The sequence below is a fragment of the Jejuia spongiicola genome (assembly GCF_023502325.1).
GTDB classification, from domain to species: Bacteria; Bacteroidota; Bacteroidia; order Flavobacteriales; family Flavobacteriaceae; genus Wocania_A; species Wocania_A spongiicola.
Genome location: NZ_JAMFLZ010000002.1, coordinates 379060 through 400067, shown reverse-complemented (window position 1 = coordinate 400067; position 21008 = coordinate 379060). Strand labels below are relative to the sequence as shown.

General features: G+C 31.9%; 13 protein-coding genes and 1 tRNA gene. 5 read left to right on the top strand and 9 right to left on the bottom strand.

Annotated features, from left to right (window positions below; genetic code table 11):
- Positions 1-80 precede the first annotated feature (80 nt).
- From rpsT to proS, 3 genes are all read right to left on the bottom strand, one after another.
- The gene (gene rpsT / locus M3P09_RS05770; protein ID WP_099564163.1) at positions 81-332 is read right to left on the bottom strand and encodes a 30S ribosomal protein S20; all 252 of its coding nucleotides are present in this window, start codon (positions 330-332) and stop codon (positions 81-83) included.
- A gap of 28 nt (positions 333-360) precedes the next feature.
- Positions 361-432 (bottom strand) — tRNA-Glu (locus tag M3P09_RS05765).
- 147 nt (positions 433-579) lie between these two features.
- Positions 580-2058: a proline--tRNA ligase gene (proS, locus tag M3P09_RS05760; RefSeq protein ID WP_249972374.1), complete on the bottom strand. Its 1479-nt coding sequence runs from the start codon at positions 2056-2058 to the stop codon at positions 580-582.
- Between the two features lie 99 nt (positions 2059-2157).
- On the opposite strand from proS, the gene M3P09_RS05755 reads away from it, so the two are divergent.
- The 5 genes from M3P09_RS05755 (at position 2158) to yidD (ending at position 7534) form a co-directional block, all read left to right on the top strand.
- The gene (locus M3P09_RS05755; RefSeq protein ID WP_099564165.1) at positions 2158-3216 is read left to right on the top strand and encodes a hypothetical protein; all 1059 of its coding nucleotides are present in this window, start codon (positions 2158-2160) and stop codon (positions 3214-3216) included.
- A 25-nt stretch (positions 3217-3241) separates the two neighbouring features.
- Positions 3242-4759: an OmpP1/FadL family transporter gene (locus M3P09_RS05750; protein WP_249972373.1), complete on the top strand. Its 1518-nt coding sequence runs from the start codon at positions 3242-3244 to the stop codon at positions 4757-4759.
- A gap of 245 nt (positions 4760-5004) precedes the next feature.
- Positions 5005-5682, top strand: a complete 678-nt coding sequence (gene folE, locus M3P09_RS05745; protein WP_099564167.1) for a GTP cyclohydrolase I FolE — start codon at positions 5005-5007, stop codon at positions 5680-5682.
- A 30-nt stretch (positions 5683-5712) separates the two neighbouring features.
- Positions 5713-7197, top strand: a complete 1485-nt coding sequence (gene cysS / locus M3P09_RS05740; RefSeq protein ID WP_249972372.1) for a cysteine--tRNA ligase — start codon at positions 5713-5715, stop codon at positions 7195-7197.
- A gap of 94 nt (positions 7198-7291) precedes the next feature.
- Positions 7292-7534: a membrane protein insertion efficiency factor YidD gene (gene yidD / locus M3P09_RS05735; protein WP_249972595.1), complete on the top strand. Its 243-nt coding sequence runs from the start codon at positions 7292-7294 to the stop codon at positions 7532-7534.
- A gap of 30 nt (positions 7535-7564) precedes the next feature.
- Here the strand turns inward: yidD and M3P09_RS05730 are convergent, their stop codons facing one another.
- From M3P09_RS05730 to M3P09_RS05705, 6 genes are all read right to left on the bottom strand, one after another.
- On the bottom strand, positions 7565-10702 hold the full coding sequence (locus M3P09_RS05730; protein WP_249972371.1) for a DUF5107 domain-containing protein: 3138 nt from the start codon (positions 10700-10702) through the stop codon (positions 7565-7567).
- 116 nt (positions 10703-10818) lie between these two features.
- Positions 10819-14151, bottom strand: a complete 3333-nt coding sequence (locus M3P09_RS05725; protein WP_249972370.1) for a VCBS repeat-containing protein — start codon at positions 14149-14151, stop codon at positions 10819-10821.
- 106 nt (positions 14152-14257) lie between these two features.
- Positions 14258-15829, bottom strand: a complete 1572-nt coding sequence (locus M3P09_RS05720) for a SusD/RagB family nutrient-binding outer membrane lipoprotein (RefSeq protein WP_249972369.1) — start codon at positions 15827-15829, stop codon at positions 14258-14260.
- 10 nt (positions 15830-15839) lie between these two features.
- The gene (locus tag M3P09_RS05715; RefSeq protein ID WP_249972368.1) at positions 15840-19163 is read right to left on the bottom strand and encodes a SusC/RagA family TonB-linked outer membrane protein; all 3324 of its coding nucleotides are present in this window, start codon (positions 19161-19163) and stop codon (positions 15840-15842) included.
- A 163-nt stretch (positions 19164-19326) separates the two neighbouring features.
- On the bottom strand, positions 19327-20304 hold the full coding sequence (locus M3P09_RS05710; RefSeq protein ID WP_249972367.1) for a FecR family protein: 978 nt from the start codon (positions 20302-20304) through the stop codon (positions 19327-19329).
- 78 nt (positions 20305-20382) lie between these two features.
- On the bottom strand, positions 20383-20952 hold the full coding sequence (locus M3P09_RS05705) for an RNA polymerase sigma-70 factor (protein WP_099564175.1): 570 nt from the start codon (positions 20950-20952) through the stop codon (positions 20383-20385).
- Positions 20953-21008 lie beyond the last annotated feature (56 nt).

Sequence of the window (21008 nt, the reverse complement as noted above, 5' to 3'; positions counted from 1 at the left end):
GCATTAAAACTAACTTAAACCAACAAAAAAAGCCTCTCATTACTGAGAAGCTTTTAAATATTTTAAAACTTTAAATCTAATTATAGAGTAGCAATATGTTTTGCTAGACCAGATTTTAAGTTAGCCGCTTTATTAGCGTGTATTACATTTTTCTTAGCTAATCTATCAATCATAGAAGCTACAGATGGAAACATTTTTTCAGCATCTTTTTTCTTCGTTAACTCACGTAATTTTTTAATAGCATTACGAGTTGTTTTATGCTGATACTTATTAACTAAACGTTTCGCTTCGTTACTTCTAATTCTCTTTAATGCTGACTTATGATTTGCCATTTTATTCTTTTCTATTATTAAAATATTGTAGCCCGTAGGGGAATCGAACCCCTCTTACCAGGATGAAAACCTGGCGTCCTAGCCGATAGACGAACGGGCCATTTGTTTTAAGTATGCAAATAAATTATTAAAATTTAGACTTGCATTACTTTTCAAATAACTTACAATGTCTCCATTGCGGATGCAAAAATACAACTATTTTTAAATGTTGCAAGCACTATATAATTTTTTTTTAAAAAAAATCACATTAGTACGCTTTTGCAAACAATACTCTACGTTCAGAAGGGTTTCCACTATATACACAAACCCCATCTTCATCCTTAGAATCTAACGGAATGCATCTAATAGTTGCTTTTGTTAGTTCTTTAATTTTATCTTCAGTTTCTGCTGTTCCATCCCAATGTGCCGAAATAAAACCTGCTTTAGTTTCTAAAACCGTTTTAAACTCATCAAAAGTATCAACTTCTGTAATATGATTATTTCTATAATCTAGGGCTTTATTATATAAAGAATCTTGGATTTCAGTCATTAATCCCTTAACGATTTCTGTTAAATTACTCAGTTCCACTGTCTCCTTCGTTAAAGTATCTCTCCTTGCTAACTCAACCGTTCCGTTTTCTAAATCTCTAGCACCAATTGCAATACGCAAAGGGACGCCTTGTAATTCATGCTGCGCAAATTTGGCACCAGGTCTGTGAGTCGTTCTATTATCAAACTTAACAGTAATATCATTCCCCCTTAAATCATTCATAATACCATTAACCACATTAGTAATTGCTTCCAATTGTTCATCACTTTTATAAATTGGTACAATAACCACTTGGTTTGGTGCTAAACTAGGAGGCAAGACTAATCCGTTATCATCACTATGAGTCATAATTAAAGCTCCCATTAATCTAGTAGAGACACCCCATGATGTTGCCCATACATAATCCTGCTTACCTTCTTTATTAGCAAACTTTACATCAAATGCTTTAGCAAAATTCTGACCTAAAAAATGTGATGTTCCAGCTTGCAATGCTTTCCCATCTTGCATTAATGCTTCAATACAATAAGTATCTTCAGCTCCTGCGAAACGTTCACTTTCTGTTTTTACACCTTGTATTACAGGTATGGCCATAAAATTTTCAACAAAAGTAGCATATACTTGATTCATTTGCTGAGTTTCAGCAATTGCTTCTGCCTTTGTTTCATGAGCAGTATGACCCTCTTGCCATAAAAACTCAGCAGTACGCAAAAATAAACGCGTTCGCATTTCCCAGCGCACTACATTAGCCCATTGATTAATTAATAGTGGTAAATCTCTATATGATTGAATCCAACCACGGTATGTATTCCATATAATCGCTTCAGAAGTCGGTCTAATAATTAATTCTTCCTCTAATTTTGCTTCAGGGTCTACTCTAAGTTTTCCTGTTTTATCAGGATCATTTTGTAATCTATAATGCGTTACAATAGCACATTCTTTTGCAAAACCTTCTGCATTTTTTTCTTCAGCCTCAAACAAGCTTTTTGGTACAAATAGAGGAAAATAAGCGTTTTGATGTCCAGTTTCTTTAAACATTTTATCTAATTCTGCTTGCATTTTTTCCCAAATTGCATAACCATAAGGTTTAATTACCATACAACCTCTAACTGCTGAGTTCTCCGCTAAATCAGCCTTAACAACAAGTTCGTTATACCATTTTGAATAATCATCCGCTCTACTTGTAAGTTTTTTGCTCATATCAATGTTTTGGCACAAATATTGTGACTATGTTAAATAAAAAAATAGTTCAGCAAAACTAACTATTTTTGTTATGTTCAACAATAAAATTCTGGAGATATGCAATTTAATAACTACTTAAAAAGAAAAATGCCACTTTTAGCATTACTTGGTTTGCTATTTGGTTTATCATCATGTGGCTCTTATCAATATGTAGGAGTTGACAATGATGGTATTTATGGTGCCTCAGAAAAACCTGTGCAACAAGAAGAAACTGTTGTAGCTACTAATAACAATTCACAAAACGATTATTATACAAACTATTTTAAAACAAAAGCTTTAGAATATGAAAATTTATCTGATAATGAAGTATTTACAGATATTGATTCTTATGTTGGAAATAATTATGTTGAAAATGATTCTATAAACAACAACTATCAAGGTTATGGTGGTTGGGGTCAAGACAATAATCAAGTTACTATAAACTATATTGACAACGGTTGGAATAACTGGGGTTGGAATGCCGGATTTGGCTGGGGTTGGAATAACTGGAACCGCTGGGGATGGAATAATTGGGGTTGGAATAACTGGGGTTATTATGATTCTTTTTGGTGCCCTCCTTACTATGGCGGCTTCAACAATAGATGGGCTTTTTACAACCCATATAGATTTAGGTCTTATGGATACTATGGTTATCCATATTACAGAAACAACAGATATTATGGAAACAATCGTTATTATGGCTCTGGAATAGCTTATAACGCTAGTAGACGTGGTAGCGTAGCTAGGCGTTCAAATGGTGTAAATTCTACAAATTCTAGATACTATGCTTCAAGAAGAGGTGGTTCAAACTCTTCAACTATAAATAGAAATCGCTCAACAAATTCGCGTGTTGGCACTAATGTAGTTAGGCGACGCTCTACAGCTTCTCCAGCTGCAAACTCTACAACAAGATCAACTTCACCCGCAGTAAGGAGAAATAGATCAGCTTCAAGACCATCTAGTAACTACAATTCAGGAACTAGTAGAAGAAGCTCGAACTCAAGCTCTTCAGTAAGAAGGTCATCGTCTTCTAGCAGTAGAAGCTCAAGCTCTTCTGGAGTAAGATCATCTTCAAGCAGAAGTTCAAGTGGAAGTAGTAGAAGTTCAGGTGGTTCTTCAAGAGGACGACGCGGATAAAATCTAAAAAAATAAAAATTTACATATGAAAAAGTTAAGTTTACTATTCATAGGTATCATATCTATGTCTACAATGTACGCTCAAGATATAACAGATGCCTTACGCTATTCGCAAGATAATATACAAGGAACCGCTCGATTTAGAGCTTTAAGCGGTGCTTTTGGCGCCCTTGGAGGAGATATGAGTGCCGTTAGCTTAAACCCGGCTGGATCTGCAGTATTTAGTAGTAGCCATGCTTCATTTACATTATCTAATTCAGAAACTACTAATGACACACAGTATTTTAATGGTGCTGGTAGTAAAAATGATTCAAATTTCGATATAAATCAGGGTGGTGCAGCATTTGTTTTTGCTAATAGAGGTGATTCTCCTTGGAGAAAATTTACTATAGCTATAGCTTACGATAAAACTAATGATTTTGACAACAATTGGTTTGCTTTCGGAACAAACACCAATAATCAATCTATTGACCTTTATTTTTTAAACTATGCAGATGGTTTAAGGCTAGACGAAATTTCTACTTTAGATGGTGAATCATTTACCGACGCTTATGCAGATATAGGTAACTTATATGGTTTTGCCCATCAGCAAGCCTTTTTAGGGTTTGAATCTTTTATTTTAGAACCAGATGATATAAATGATGATGCAAATACAGCGTATTCTTCAAATTTAGCAAATGGTAATTTTAATCATGATTACACATATACATCTACTGGTTATAATGGTAAAATCACCTTCAATATGGCGGCTCAATATGAAGATAATTTATATTTAGGATTAAATTTAAATTCGCATTTTATAGATTACCAGCGTTCTACATTACTTTTTGAAGATAATGCTAATGCAGGATCTATTATAAACGATATTGAATTTGAAAATAATTTATCTACAACAGGAAACGGTTTCTCTTTTCAATTAGGTGGTATTTTAAAATTAAGTCCAGAGTTTAGAGTTGGATTAACATACGACTCTCCTACCTGGTATACTATTGAAGAAGAAACCACTCAATACTTAGCAACAGTAAGAGATGATGCTGGAACCAATGTAACTCAAGTAGTAAACCCACAAATAATTAATATTTACCCTCAATACAAATTACAAACACCTTCAAAAGTTACTGGAAGTTTTGCTTATGTCTTCGGAACACAAGGTTTAATTAGTTTCGATTATTCTCGCAAAGACTATAGTAGCACAAAATTTAAACCTGAAAATGATTTCACTAATGTAAACAATAACATTAATAATATGCTTACTGATGCCTCAACTTATAGAATTGGTGGCGAATATAAGCACAAAGAGTTTAGTTTTAGAGGTGGTTATCGTTTTGAAGAAAGTCCATATAAAAATGGCGTAACAGTAGGTGATTTAACAGGCTACTCTTTCGGAATTGGTTATAACTTCGGAAACACAAAATTAGATATTACTTATGATCAATCTAATAGAACGTCAGAAACACCTCTTTATAATGTAGGCTTAACAGATGTTGCACTTATTGATAGAACAAATTCTAACCTCACACTTTCGTTAAGTTTCAATATCTAAAAAATATAAATCGTTTTTTTTAAAGCTTGAATACAAAATATTCAAGCTTTTTATTTAAATGTAATTAAACTATTAAAAAACAGACAAACACATAAATTCTCGTTTTTTCGAGAATAACATACTAAATTTAATACCACGTATAAAAAACCATGGTATTACTTAACAATTAATTGTTTGTTAATACAAAACATAACAAAAGTGTTTTGTTTATCTTTGCAGACTTAAAATAAGATTTTTTTTAACTGATGAAAATTGAAAATAAAATAGAAGATTTTGAATCTTTAGGAGACGACCATATTGGAACTTCATCAAATACACCGTTACGTAATGATGCTTTTAAACTTTCTAACGAAGAAAAGATAGACATTATTAAAGACGATGTACGCCACATCATGGAAACTTTAGGCTTAGATTTAAGTGACGATAGCTTAAGCGGTACGCCAAATCGTGTAGCAAAAATGTTTGTTAAAGAAATTTTTGGAGGCTTAAATCCGAAGAAAAAACCAAGTGCATCTACTTTTGATAACAAGTATAAATATGGGGAAATGTTAGTTGAAAAAAACATTACGGTATATTCAACTTGCGAACATCATTTATTACCAATTGTTGGAAAAGCGCACATTGCATATATTTCAAACGGTACTGTTGTTGGCTTATCAAAAATGAACCGCATAGTTGATTATTTTGCAAAACGACCTCAAGTTCAAGAGCGTTTAACCATTCAAGTTGTTAAAGAGTTACAAGAAGTTTTAGACACTAAAGACGTTGCTTGCGTTATTGATGCTAAACATTTATGTGTAAACTCAAGAGGTATTAGAGATATTGAAAGCAGCACTGTAACTTCAGAATTTGGAGGTAAATTTAAGGAAGAAGCAACTCGCAGAGAGTTTTTAGATTATATCAAATTAGACACTAAATTTTAAATTAAGACCTTTAAAATTAAACCAACCAAAATGCAGTTATATCAAAATCAACAGATAAAACTATACAATACACTTACTGGCAAAAAAGAAACATTCAAACCTATAAACGATGGTTATGTAGGCATGTATGTTTGTGGTCCAACAGTTTATAGTAATGTACATTTAGGGAATGTTAGAACCTTTATGTCTTTTGATATGGTTTTTCGGTATTTAAAGTATTTGGGTTATAAAGTACGTTATGTGCGAAATATTACTGATGCTGGACATTTAGAAAACGATTCAGATATGGGCGAAGATAAAATCACCAAAAAAGCACGTTTAGAACAAATAGAGCCGATGGAAGTTGTTCAGCGCTATACGGTAGATTTTCATAATATATTAAATACGCTAAACTTTTTACCTCCAAGTATTGAGCCTACTGCAACAGGACATATTATTGAACAAATTGAGCTAATTGAAAAGATTATAGATAATGGATTTGCTTATGAAGTTAAAGGTTCTGTTTATTTTGATGTACATAAATACAACGAAACTAATGACTACGGTATCTTAAGCAAACGAAAGCTTGAAGATTTAATTCATAATACCCGTGAACTTGACGGCCAAAGTGATAAAAAAAATCCACAAGATTTTGCACTTTGGAAAAAAGCCGAACCTCAACATATTATGCGATGGCCTTCACCTTGGAGTGATGGATTCCCTGGCTGGCACTTAGAGTGTACTGCAATGAGTACTAAATATTTAGGCGAGCAATTTGATATTCATGGAGGTGGAATGGATTTGAAATTTCCACATCATGAATGTGAAATCGCACAGAACGAGGCAGCTAAAGGAAAATCTCCAGTAAAGTATTGGATGCACGCCAATATGTTAGAAATGAATGGGCAACGTATGTCTAAGTCAACTGGTAACACCATCAATCCTGACGAACTACTGTCTGGAAACAATACTATTTTTAGTAAAGCTTATGCTCCAAGTGTTATACGTTTTTTTAATGCACAATCATCTTATCGAAGTGTTTTAGATTTAACAGATGCTGGGTTATTAGCAAGCGAAAAAGGGTTTTACAGATTGATGGATGCTGTAAATTTAATGGAAAGTTTAAAAGCCTCTGAAACATCATCAATAGATGTAAATGCATGGAAACAGAAATGTTATGATGCTATGAATGATGATTTTAATTCACCCATTTTAATAGCTCATTTGTTTGAAGCCGCAAAATACATCAACCAAGTTAAAGAAGGAACCGAAAGTTTAAACGATAAAGATTTAAAAATACTAAAGGAAACTATAAACGCTTTTGTTTTTGATGTTTTAGGGTTAGAAAACGTAACTAAAAAAGATTCTGGATCAGAAGATAAGCTTACAGGAGCAGTAGATGTCTTAATTAAATTGAGGCAAGAAGCTAGGGCAAATAAGGATTTTGCTTTATCAGATAAAATTCGTGATGAATTAGCCTCTGTTGGTATTCAACTTAAAGATGGTAAAGACGGGACAACATTTACGACTAATTAAATCAAACTATTATTCCGCTTTGTTGTGTGGCATTCACTTTTAAAATTAAATTTCAATTAATATAGATTCTCTCCGATGAGGGAATGACAAATAGATTTTGAAAAAACTACTTATTGCGCCATTTTTGTTTTTAATAAAAGTTTATCAAACATTGATATCCCCTTTAACGCCAGCAACTTGTAGGTACAATCCAACTTGTTCTCATTACTCTAAAGAAGCATTACAAAAACATGGGATTTTTAAAGGTGGTTGGCTGGCAATAAAACGTATTTTTAGTTGCCATCCATGGGGTGGCTCAGGATACGACCCTGTTCCAGATAAGGATAATAATAGCTAAGATTTCTCTTATTTTAGTAAGGCAATAAAACTAGTATCCTGAAGATGCAACTAAAAGTGACCATAAACCTTCACTAAGGTTACTTTCCTTTTTCAATTCTGAAAGTTTTTCATTATCTTTTTTAAAGATAGCCAGTACTAACTTATTAGCTATATCATCCTTCTTTGTTGGCTTTTCTAAAGTCGATACCAACATATTTAAGTCAGCATTGCGCCCTAGTCTTTTAAGAGCTAAAAGATTAAATAATTTATTAATGTTACGTCCGCTTTTATTTGCATTTGTATGATTAATTATACCCTCTAATAGATTGTTTCGTTTACTATCATTTTTTAGTTTTTCGAAACATATAGCTAGTAAATAATCCTGAAGCCTATCATCCACACTATATGGCTTTCCTACACCTAAATATTCTGGCCATTCTTTTGAATTTTTTAAAAGCTGAATTGCCTTAGTATACTTCCCTTCTTGGATATATTGATTAGCTAGAAACACATGTGCATCAAAATAAATATCTCGACTTATCATTGCTAACTCTGAAGGTAAAACAACTGTGTTCTTTAATACTTTTAAACTTTGATTATATTTTTTTACTTCAACTAATGATTTTGCATATAATAATTCAATATTATAATTACTTGGAAACTTTTTAAACGCTTTTTTCCCATTGGCAAATGCTTCATCATATTTACCATTTATTAAATAAAATTGAATAAGCTCACCCCATACTTTCCAATTATTACTATTTAACTCAATTGCTTTTTTATAATCTTGAAGTCTAAAAGTATAATTTTCGCTTTCTAAATAAGTCGCTCTAAATCTATAAAAAACATCAGAGTCAGGCTCGTTAAAACTATCTTTCAAGAGCTTTTTTCCTTTATCAATCAATCCAACAGCAATATAGCTTTGAGCTAAATAGAATTTTAATTTCCAATGCTGCTTTTCTTGAATTGCCCATTCTAATACTGGAATTGTTTCTCTTCTATATGGCAAAACAAAATTAGGAGATATGGCAAGAACCTCTTCTAATAATTGGTTACAATCATGAACGCTCTTTTCTTTTAATAAATAGGCCATCCATAGTTTTACTTTTACATCTCCTTTAAAATCTTTTAACACATTAATCGCTTCATCATTTTCTCCTAATTTTTGATATTGCATAGCCAGTTCTATTGCAGTTTCAACAGGAAATTCGCTATTTAAACTTGATTTATAGGTGTTATCATTAGTATATAAATAGTTTTCATATAAGGCAAAATGATTTAAAGGATCTATATCTAAAACAGTAGCTAATTGGGTTTTGAAAGCTTCATGCGTTTTTTGTTTTCTTGCTAAAACCATTAATACTTTTCTAGCATTAAGATTATAAGTATTAAAATTTAAAGCTTTTGAGGCATATTCCTTAGCCTTATTATAATTATTTAATCTTAGATGTATTTCTGCCATTTGTGCATAAGACACCGATCTATATTCAGTAGATCTAGCGGCCCATCCAAAAGATTCTAGTGCGTTAACATAATCTTTCTTTGCTCGATATATAATTCCTGCTTTATAGTTAGCTTCTGGGTTGTAAGTATCCATTCTTAAAACAGTATTGGCACACCTTAAAGCTTTATTGTAATTGGTTTTTCTATATTCCAACTCAGCCAATTTAACCAACGCTTCTTGGTGCGATGGGTCTATTTTAATAAGAGCAGAAAAGCTTTCAAAAGCTTTGTCATAAGCTCTATATTTCATAGCTTCCCAACCATCAGTATATAACTTTTGCGTTTTTGAAATTTGCAAGGTTGTGTCTGAATAAAACGGTCTTTTTATTAAAGATGCTTCTGAGTTTGCTGTATACTTCAATTTATTATCTCCAATAATAACTTCAATCTTATCTGAAGGTTTAGATGGTATTGTTTTGGAAAAAGTATCCATAGGATTCATATTTAGCTTTTCATCTATTACTTGTTTTTCATTAACAAACACGTGAATAGTTTCATTTAAGCTCTGGAGCGCATTAACTCCAATGTATGATTCACTTTCAGAGTGTTGAACATTTAACACACCATATTCTGAAGCATCAACCATTCCATCAATATCTTTAAAAGGAAACCAAATTTCTCGCCATATATCCATAGCATGGGGCTCAAAATTAGCTTGAGCTATAGGGTTTTTATCCTTTTCAGGAAAATATTGATTAAAAAGTCGTCCTGCTTGAAATTCAATGTACTGCCCATCTGTGTCGGTAAGTAAATCTTCCCAAACACCTCCAGATCGTGATAAAGCCCATAACCAAAGCTTTTGACCTGGCATTTCTTCATAGGGTGACCAATGGCCAAAACCAAAGTTTGTATCATGATAATAGCCTCCAAAAAAGTCTTTGTAATCACCTACAATATGATAAGATTTATGTGGCCCAAAATTGTTGTTCTTATAGTGAGATAATGTTCTTCCATTTTCATCAATGGGCCAAAATTTTGCATTTCCTCCATGTTCAAGGTATTTATTACCTGGTATAAAAAACTCTAAATCATTTTTGGCAACTGCTGCTGCGGTCATCCAATTATAATAAGACTGATTTAACGGTGTTGGGTTATACCACGATGCTTTTGTTTCAAAATAAGCCTTATCTTTTTGTAAATTAATCTCAACTCTCCATTCGGTTCTTGAGGGTAAATCCATAGTGCCAACAATACAGCTAACACTTCCATCTTTATTTTCTTTAATTGTATAATCTACTGGTGTTGCCGTAGCTGGAGTATGTCCTATAATTCCAAAATTGAACTCAATTCCTCCAGATGTCCAAGGGCCACGCATAGCAATATTTCTAAATTTAAGGACATCGTTTTTATATACAAACTCTTCTCCAGTAGTCTTTTCTATAGCTCCCCAAACTTTTCCCCCTACTTCTGGTAATACCCATAATTTAATATAGTCATTCTCCAAAGTAACAACTTTCCACTCTTTATTTTTGGCTGTATGCTCATAGCCTTCAAATTTATAATAAGGATATATTTTAGAGTTTTCTTTGAGTATTGGTAAAGGGTTAGGTTCATCAAATGTATATGTTTTAATTGTTTTTATTTCCTCTTTTATTGTAGCAGTTTGTGCATATGCTACATTCGAAAAAAGGAAACAACATACCCCTAAAAAAAATAAACAGGTTTTTTTATAATATAATTTCATGTGTTTATATTTATTATTTTTAAAATATCACATGCAACATCTACTTAACTAATCTTCAGCTTAGCAAAATTTTTAGTTCAGGATGTTTCATTTTTAACGTATTACTTAGAAGTGGTTTAATTATGTTCTATTGCCTGTAGAAAATCATTATTATTAGCAACTAAAATCACTTCTTTATCACCAACTTTAATAACTTTCATATCCTTGGCATCATTCGGTGCATAAAACCCACTCTCCTTAACTGAATCTGGTAAAAATTCTCCTTTACCATTACCCTTTAAAAGTAAGCCTATACTTGCATCATTACGCGGTGTTTCAATTTCAGCTGGAAATAAATTTCCAGAAATCAATAAATCTTTATTACCATCAGAATCATAATCATTAACTAGAATACTATTAATTGAAGATATTTGAGCTAAGCTTGGTAATGGTTTTATATTGAAGTTCCCATTCCCTTCGTTTTCTATATAAGCAGACGCAAAAGTTTTAGCCTTCAAATTTAACGCTGTCTCTAATGAGGCACCATAAATATTTTGCAAATTGGAATCGCCAAACGCTTCATACGTTTCAAATTTTTCACTTAATGATGGTATTTGCTGTGTAGAACAGCTTTTCCCCCTTACAGGAAAAGAAACACCATGCTCATAATAACTTAATACAATATCTAGACTGCCATTATCATCAAAATCATAACTATGTACTTCAAAAGGTTCTTTAGATGAAGCTTTATATTTGTAATTTAAACCTAGGTTACCTACAATTATATCTTGATCACCATCATTATCCATATCTGCTGTTTTAACAGAATAATACCAACCTTCACTTTCTTCTAAACCACTTAAAACCTGCTTCTCAAAGTTACCGCTTTCAGATTGAGTAAAAATGGTTATTGGCATCCATTCGCCTACAACAACCAAATCAATCAACCCATCTTTGTTATAATCCAACCAACTAGCTGATGTAACCATACCCAAATTACTAAACTCTGGAGCTTTTTTACTTGATACATCTACATATTTACCGCCTTTATTTTCTAATAAATGGCTATTTGCTGCATGAGGATACTTTTTTGGAGTTAAACGTCCTCCTATAAATAAGTCTAAATCACCGTCATTATCAAAATCATTTGGTATTACACAAGATCCGCTTGTTAAATATTTAGGTAATGCGCTAATCTTTTTGGTAAATTTACCCTTACCATTATTTATATAAAGCCTGTCTTGTAAAGCTTTATCATTTTCATTGAATTCATTTCCTCCACTAACAACAAATAAGTCTAAATCTTTATCCCCATCTACATCTATCAGTTCTATTCCCATATCTTCGCTAGCCTTATCTTGAGTCCAACCACCTTCTTCAATCTCATCAAAAGTTCCTTTATTATTTTGCAAAAACAATCTACCAGAGATTCCTGCTGCTCCACCTAAAAAGAAGTCTTCTTTATTATCACCATTAACATCTCCAACGGCTAATGAAGGTCCAAATTGTGACATTTTATGTGGTAATAGTATTTCATATGCATAATCATCATGATCATTCTCTATATGTCTTATTTGATCTAATTTTATAGCTTTAGTAATTTCTTTAAAAATTGGCTTTTTATTTGATTCTAAAGCTTCTTTACTTTCTGCATTAGACAAAGAAATTTCGTGTACTTGATTAATGGCCAAATCATTAAGAGTAGTTTTACTACCATCTTGCCATTCTATTATTGCCTTATCAATTTTACTAGCATCTCCAACCCCAAAATGTAGAATATCTTCGCTTTTAGACATGTAGCCTCTAGCATTAGATATTTGGCTCACTTGCCAAACCTTGTTGGCTTGATACAGTGTTATTTTTGTACCATAAATTATTTGACCTTTTTTTGGAGCAATTTTGAATCTTACATAGTTTCCAATACCGTTTTCTACGGCATGATTTCTGTAGAGCATTGCATTATCATCAATATTATTAATTACCAAATCTAGGTCCCCGTCTAAATCAAAATCAGCATAAGCTGCACCATTTGATAATGTTGGAGTTTCTATCCCCCAATCTTTCACTTTGTTAGCAAAAGTAAGATCTCCATTATTTTTATAAATATAATTTGATAGTTTGTCAGTAGGAGCTAAATTAGCAAAGTCCATTACATCTATCATTCTAGCTGGGTTTACTCTTCTTTGTTGCGCTAAGAGCTTAATGCTATCTATTCTTTTTTCATAAGTTACTACTAAGTCACTATTACGGTTATTACTCTTTACTCCATTTGTAATAAAAAGATCTTTATTTCCATCATTATCGAAATCTGCAAATAAAGGAGCCCAACTCCAGTCTGTATTTGTAACACCTCCTAATTGTCCTAGGTCACTAAAAGTACCATTACCATTGTTCCTTTGTAGCGTATTAAACATATATTGATAATGCCCTCCATTATTGACAATTTGCCAAAATTTTTCGGGTTGCATGCCTCCCATGTTTGTTTTTATTCGCTTATGGTCTTCCGCCATCATATCAACAACTATAACATCTAAATTTCCATCATTATCATAATCAGCAATATCACTTCCCATACTAAAATTTGAAATATGCTTAGTAGAATTATGAATAACATCTTTAAATGTGCCGTTTTTTTGATTGATATATATTTGATCAGCAACATCAAAATCGTTAGTAACGTATATGTCTTCCCAACCATCATTATTTAAATCAGATGTAGTTGCTGAAAGACCAAAACCAAAGTTTCTAACGTTGGCTTTTATCGTATAATCTTCAAACTTACCATTACCCATATTTTTGTATAGTCTATCACTAAACAAAATATCGGAGAATTGGGAGAGATTGAGTTTATCTCCAATACCAGGAATACTTGGAGGTTGATTTACAATGTAAACATCTATTAAACCATCTTTATCAAAATCGAAAAACGTGGCCTGTATAGAAAAACCCTTATCTGCTAAACCAAAAGAAGCAGCTTGTTCGGTAAATGTAAGATCTCCATTATTAATATAAAGTTGATTAGCACTCTTTTCATTTTCCAAATACACAAAACGACAAACATAAATATCTTGGTCGCCATCATCATCTATATCAACAAATGTTACTCCAGTTGACCATTTATTATCTGGGGTAATGCCTGCCTTTTGAGAAATATCTTTAAATTCAAAATCTCCTTTATTTAAAAAAAGTTTATCACTAACTTGATTTCCTGTAAAAAACACATCTTGTAAACCATCTTGATTTATATCTCCAACTGCAACACCTCCACCAGATATAAATGCAGAATTTATCATATGGTTATTCTCTCTGGTTTGTACAACAGTATTTTTGAAAAGTAAATTTGAATGATTAGTTGGTATAGCAGCAAACATGCTATCACTTTTCATCATTTCAATTGAGTTATCCTTACAACTACTAAAAAATAATAAAACTACTAAACTGGAGATTATAAATTTATGTTTCTTAATCATATTTATTTAAAGATTATCCGTACAAAAATTATTGGAATATATAAAATTAAATAAAAAGAGTTGTTTAAACAGATTTAAACAACTCTTTTAGATTCAAAAAAAAAAACTAAAAATTCGGTCCTCCGGTGTCCCACCAAAGTCTTGTTCCTATTTCATCTGGTCCGCCTAGGAAGCCAGTAGCCTCTGCCACGGAGGCAGCATTATTTTCTCTTTGACTTGTTAAAAACACTTGTCTTCTTAAGAAATCATCTGCTGGTATTACTCCCCAATCTGCATTACTATCATTTTTGTAATTGTAAGGTAATTTAGGATATCCTGTTCTTCTGTGATCAACCCATGGTTCAATTGAGTTCGTATAAGCATTAATCCACTTTTGAGTAATGATTTTTTCTAGTTTAATCTCATTATCAGCTGCTTCATCCCATGCTACTGTATTTGTAATTCTAGTTACAAAATCATTTATAGCTCCAGCAGCTTTAGGATCATCATAATCTATAGGTAAACTAGTATTATCAGCTAAATATGCTGCTGCTCCTCCAGCTCCCCAATCTTCAAAGGAAGCATTAACACCAGCTTCATAATTTTCTTGTGCAGTACCAGCACCAGCCCAACCTCTTAAGGCAGCCTCAGCTTTTAAGAATTTTACTTCTGCTGCAGTAAAAAAGCGTCTGCTATCTACATCTTTAAAATCAGAACTAATGTTTGAATAAGACAATCTATCCCCTTTAGCAACCAGTTCAGCTCCGTTTCTAATACCTTTATAAGGATGACCTGGATGATCTGGATATAAAGTATCATCTGTTGCAGGATCAAAGAACTTAGAAATTCTAGGATCATCATATCCTATTAAAATAGATTCCATAGAAGCACTCATTCTTGTATCTCCCCATCCAAAACTAATAGTTACTGGTGGAAAAACAGCACCATATAAAGATACCATAAAGTTATCTCCATTGGTTTCAATTAATCCTCCTGGTTCACTTAATGCCTTTTCGCCTTGAGTTTTTGCTAATGCAGGATCAACTTTTGACAATCTAATTGCCAATCTCAATCTCATACTATTTACTAGTTTATTCCATTGTGCAATATTTCCTCCATAACTAGCATCAAACTTACCTAATCCAGTATAATCCATATTAGCATTGAAAACTGCCTGAATTTCATCTAACTGAGTAAAAAATGCATTATAAAGCACTGGTTCAGAATCATAAGTAGCTGGTTCTTCTCCAAACTTCGTGTATATTACTGGACCATGATATGCTGTTAATCTAGACATTCCCAGTATTTTTATCAACTTAGCCCATTCTACAAAAACTGGATAGTCTTCTGCCACTGCTACTTTTGTAACTTGGGCAGCTGGTGACATAATTTGTCCATAAATTCTATTCCAGTATGTATTCCAACGAATATAGTAAGTTGTGTTATTAATACCTCCAACAAATGGGGTTGGCGTAGCTAAGTGCCTTACCCATGAATCATGAGATAAATTGTGTTCGATCTGATGACCAAATAAGTTTTTTAACATTGGTGGATAAAATGCTCCAACATTATTAAAATCTTGTTGTAATGATTCATCAGTAACTTGATAAGGATTTTCGTTTAAGCCCTCAAAATTATCTGTACAAGCAGTTATATTGAATAAAAGTGCTGCAATAAATATATATATTATTTTTTTCATGTCTTACTTATTAAAATGTTAAACTTAAGTTTAGACCATACGTCCTAGTTGATGGTAAATTAAAATTATCTACACCAGCATCGTTTCTACCTGTACCTTGAGATAACTCTGGGTCATAAGGCGCGTCTTTATAGAAAAAGAATAAGTTGTTCCCTACAAAAGAAAGTGATGCATTTTTAAGCCAATCAAATTTATCTACATTGATATTATAAGAAAGTGCTAATTGAGCCAATCTTACACTAGTTCTATCATAAATATGAGGTTCATCAATTCCATTTCTACCACCAATAGCATCATAGTATGTAAAAGGATCTATTTGTGTAACTGCTGCACCATTTTGTACTGCATTTATTGTTTCAAACCCCCTGTCTCTAGCAGCTGCAGATCTTTCAGATACACCATATCCGTCTAATAATGCCTCTGTTTGACTTGCTGTAAATCCGCCAAACTTTCCATTAATTTGCATATTAAGAGAAAAATCTTTGTAATTAATAGTATTATTCCATCCTAAAGCATAATCAGGTTCAGCATTACCAATTAATTCTCTTGTTGCAGTTCTTCTTGGTCTTCCAGAAGCATCATCTAAGATAATTCTACCTTGATCATCTCTTAAAAATTTAAAAGCATAAATATCACTAATTGCTCCGCCTTCAACTAATCTAACATTAATTCCTTCAGCACCACCTTGACCTATTGATTGAACATCAGGATGCAATTCAACTATTTTATTTGTGTTTTTAGAATAATTTAATGCTGTTGTCCAAGTAAAATCTTCAGTTACTATAGGCTTTCCAGAAAGTGTGATTTCTACACCCTTATTGTTTATTTCACCTGCATTTACAAAAAATGAAGTAAAGTCTTCAATTGGTGCATTTATCTGAATAAACTGATCTTTACTAGTTATATTATAATATGTAAAATCAAGACCTAATCTGCTATCAAAAAATCTCCAATCTATACCTATCTCAGAAGTAGTTATAATTTCTGGTTTAGCATCTGTAAATGGTTTAATTGTATTAAAGTTTACAGAACCATCTGCATTAATTGTATGTCTTGGGAATATTGTATTGTAAGGCACTTCATTACCAACTCTAGCAAAAGATCCTCTAATTTTTGCAAAACTAATAAATTCAGGCATTTCAAACATCTCGCTTAAAAGAGCTGTTAAACCTGCTGAAGAGTAAAAGTATGAATCGTTACCAGTAAGTGATAAAGTTGATGCCCAGTCATTTCTTCCTGCAACATCTACAAACAACATTTCCTTAAACCCTATAGTAACATTACCAAATAACGATTGCTTTTCTACTCGACTATCTAGAGTTGAGCGAACTTGAACAACTGGTAAAAGGTTTTGAAAGTAAAACTCGTTTGCATAGGCTAGCCCATCTGCACTACCTCCAGTGTCTACTGCAACTCCATTACCAAATACTGTTCTTTGGTTAGTTCCTCCAGCTAAAGCTGATAATGTAAAATCTTCTCCAAAGGTTGTATCATAACTTAAAATAGCATCTAAATAACTACTTGTATCGTCATACTTTTCATAAACCCAACGACCATTAGAAGGTACCGTAGTAGTATTTCCTCCTGCATTACGCTGATTATTGAATTCTTTTACTGCATAATCATAGTTACCTCTAACCTGTAGTTTCAATTTTTCACTTATATCATATTCTATGTTTAAACTAGCAATAGCCCTATTAGTTTTATCTATTTGTTTTTCTTCATTTAATAACCAATAAGGATTTGATTGTAAGTGATCTGCAATAAACCAATTCATTTCATTGGTATTTCTTGCAGGATTAAATACACTATAATTATTTTTAACATCAGCAAAATTTCTATCTCTTGGGAACCAATATAATCCTGTTAATGGATTGTTATAATACCCAGCTCTATTACGTCCGTTAGTTTTTTCTTTCGCTAAAATAATGTTTGACGTTACTTTAACTTTATCTTTAAAAAGCTTTGTAGACTGCTTAAAAGAGATATTGTGCTTACCATAAGTATTATTTGGCGTAACTCCAGTTGAAGACGTATTCGCATAAGAAAAATAAGCTTGTGTTTTATCGTTCCCTCCGCTTACAGAAACAGAGTTAAAGTAATTTGCTCCAGTTTCAAAATAATCATCAACAAAGTTGCTATCATAATTACCTTGAGTATAAGACCAGCTTTCTTTTGTTCCACCTTCACTACCATAACGGTATTGTAATTCTGGAGTGTCTATAATACTCTCAAATGTAATACCTGAATTTACCTTTACAGTGGCTGTTCCTTCTCTACCACTTTTAGTTGTAATAACTACAACACCATTAGCACCTTGACTACCATAAAGTATAGCTGCATTAGCTCCTTTTAAGATACTCATACTTTCTATATCATCAGGGTTTAATTGAGATAAACCATCTCCTTGGTCAACTCCATCCCATAATCCAGGTTGATTACCTCTATTATTAACCATTGGTATACCATCAATTACAAATAAAGGAGAACTGTCACCGCTTAAAGATTTACTACCTCTAATTTGAATTTTAGTAGATCCTCCAGGTCCTGAACTACTCTTACGTATTTCTACACCTGCAGCTCTACCATTTAAACCACTTACTGGATTAACATCTCTAGAAAGTGTAAGAGACTCTCCTTTAACTGTTTGTTGAGCATAGGTTAATGTCTTTTCTTCTCTCTTAATACCTAATGCCGTTACAACAACTTCATCTAGTTGACTAGCATCTTCCTCCATAGTGATATTAACAGTGTTAGAATCTCCAACTGTAATCGATTGTGTTTTAAATCCTATGTAAGAAAACTCTAAAACATCTCCGGCATTTGCTTGGATGCTATACTCTCCATCAAAATTTGTTTGTGTCCCAGAAGATGTACCTTGAATAATAATATTCACTCCTGCAAGGGGTATACCTCCAGCATCTATTACTGTTCCTTTTATCTCATTCTGAAGAGCATCTTTAATAATAGCTTCAATTTCCTTGTCTAAGTTTTCGTTTTTAATTAAATCTTCAATGACTTTAATCACTGATTCATCATTCTTAGGAAATAATATTATTTGATCCTTTAAAAGTCTGTAATCTATGTGTGTGTCTTTAAATAAATTAACAAGAACTAAATCTAATTCTTCATTAGTTGCATTTAAAGAAACTTTTTTAGATACGTCAACTAAACTGTTGTTATAAAAGAAATTGAAATTGGTTAAAGACTCAATTTCTGTAAAAACAGTTTTAAGTTCAGCATTCTTTACATTAATAGTTACATTCTGCCCATTGGCCTCAACTGCAAACAGTTTTGCCATAGAAACAAAAAGCAAGAGGGTGTAAATTTTCATAATCCGTAAAAGATTTTTTTGTGACAAAAATTTAGTGTCATTTTTTTTCATAATTTTGCTTGGTTTAATTTGTTATTACTCAACTAGGGTAATAATTTTAATCATAAAAGGGAATGTGGCAGCATTCTCTTTTTTTTTTTTGCAGGTTTAGATTAAAATATTTTTATTCTAGTATAATTTTTCCGTTTTTGATGGAGTACTTAATTGGGGACGAAATAGTTAATAATTTAAGTACTTCATCAATACTTAGGTTGTCAAATGTTCCTGTATACTCATAGTTTAATAGTTTTTGTGAATTAATATTAATTTTAACGTTGTATTTTCTTTCTAAATCAATTACAACTTCTTGTAATGATGTTTTCTTAAATATCAGCTTCCCTTCTTTCCAGGCTACGACCTCTAAAGATTTTACTTCTTCAATTTCTAGTTTGTTTTCCTTTTTATAAAAAACAGCTTTTTGCGAAGGTGCTAATACAATAGGTGTTTCTTTGTCTTTAATCAATTCCACTTTACCAGTTACCAATGTAGTCTCGACCTTTTTATCTTTATCATAAGATTTAACATTAAACGAAGTTCCTAAAACTTTTATTTTGATACTATTGGTATTAACTATAAAAGGTTTGTTTACATTTCTTTTAATATCAAAAAAAGCTTCACCAATAAGTGTAACTTCTCTTATACTATCATTAAACTCTTTTGGATATATTAATTCGCTCTCAGCATTTAAGACAATCTTAGAGCCGTCAGGAAGGTAAATTTCTTTTTTATCTCCTCTATATGTTATGAGATTGATTTCCTCAGGAATTATGTTTGTACTAACAACTTGAGGATTATCTTGTATAACTGTATTATTAGATTTATTGTTTGCATTCCATAAAAACAAAAACAATACAAATATAGATGCAGCGGCGTACAAATATTTATCAAGTTTTCTTTTCTTTATTATATTTTTAAATCTTTCAAAAAAGAAATCACTATTGTTATTTGGAACATCTTTAAATGTTGAAGCAATGTATTCTGCTTTTAAGATATTAAACACTTTATGGTTTTCTGGGCTTTTTCTTATCCATTCTATCGTTTTTCTTTTTTCGACAGAATCCATATCACCTTTTAAATATCTTAATAATTGCTTTTTATTCATTATAATGTGGACAGTTATATATATGACGTATTTAATTAAGGGTACCCCTTAGTCAAAAGTCATTTTAATTCAAAAAAATTATAAAAATGGTAAAAATTCACGTAGAGAAACACGTAAATGCTTAAGGGCCTTAGTTATATGTGTTTCAATAGTTTTTGTCGAAATATCCATTTTCTGGGAAATTTCTTTATGGTTAAGCCCTTCTATGCGGCTTTTAACAAATACATCTTTGCATTTAGGAGGAAGTAAATCTATTGATTTCAAAACAGCTTCATATAATTCTTTTTCTATAAGAAGAGATGCTGTATCATCTGAAAAAGCTGTATGATTTATTGAAGCTTCTAATTGATTTAAATTGTTTTCAATATTTAGTAATTGTTTTTTTGTTCTTAAGTAGTCTAAACATGCATTTCTAGTAACTTTATATAAATATCCATTTATATTAGACTGTACATTTTTTTTGGACCAAACCTTAATAAAGACATTTTGAATTATTTCTTCGGCATCTTCTTTACTTGCAATATACTGTGAAGCTATGTATAATAATTTTGAGCGGTATAACTTAAATAATATTTCGAAAGCAGCAACATTGCCTTCATTTATTAAACTAATAAATTCTTCATTATTTATACTGGCTACTTTATTCATTCAAGAACTAAATTATTACTTAGTTAAGGTTAGAATTTTAATAATTAGGGACTTCA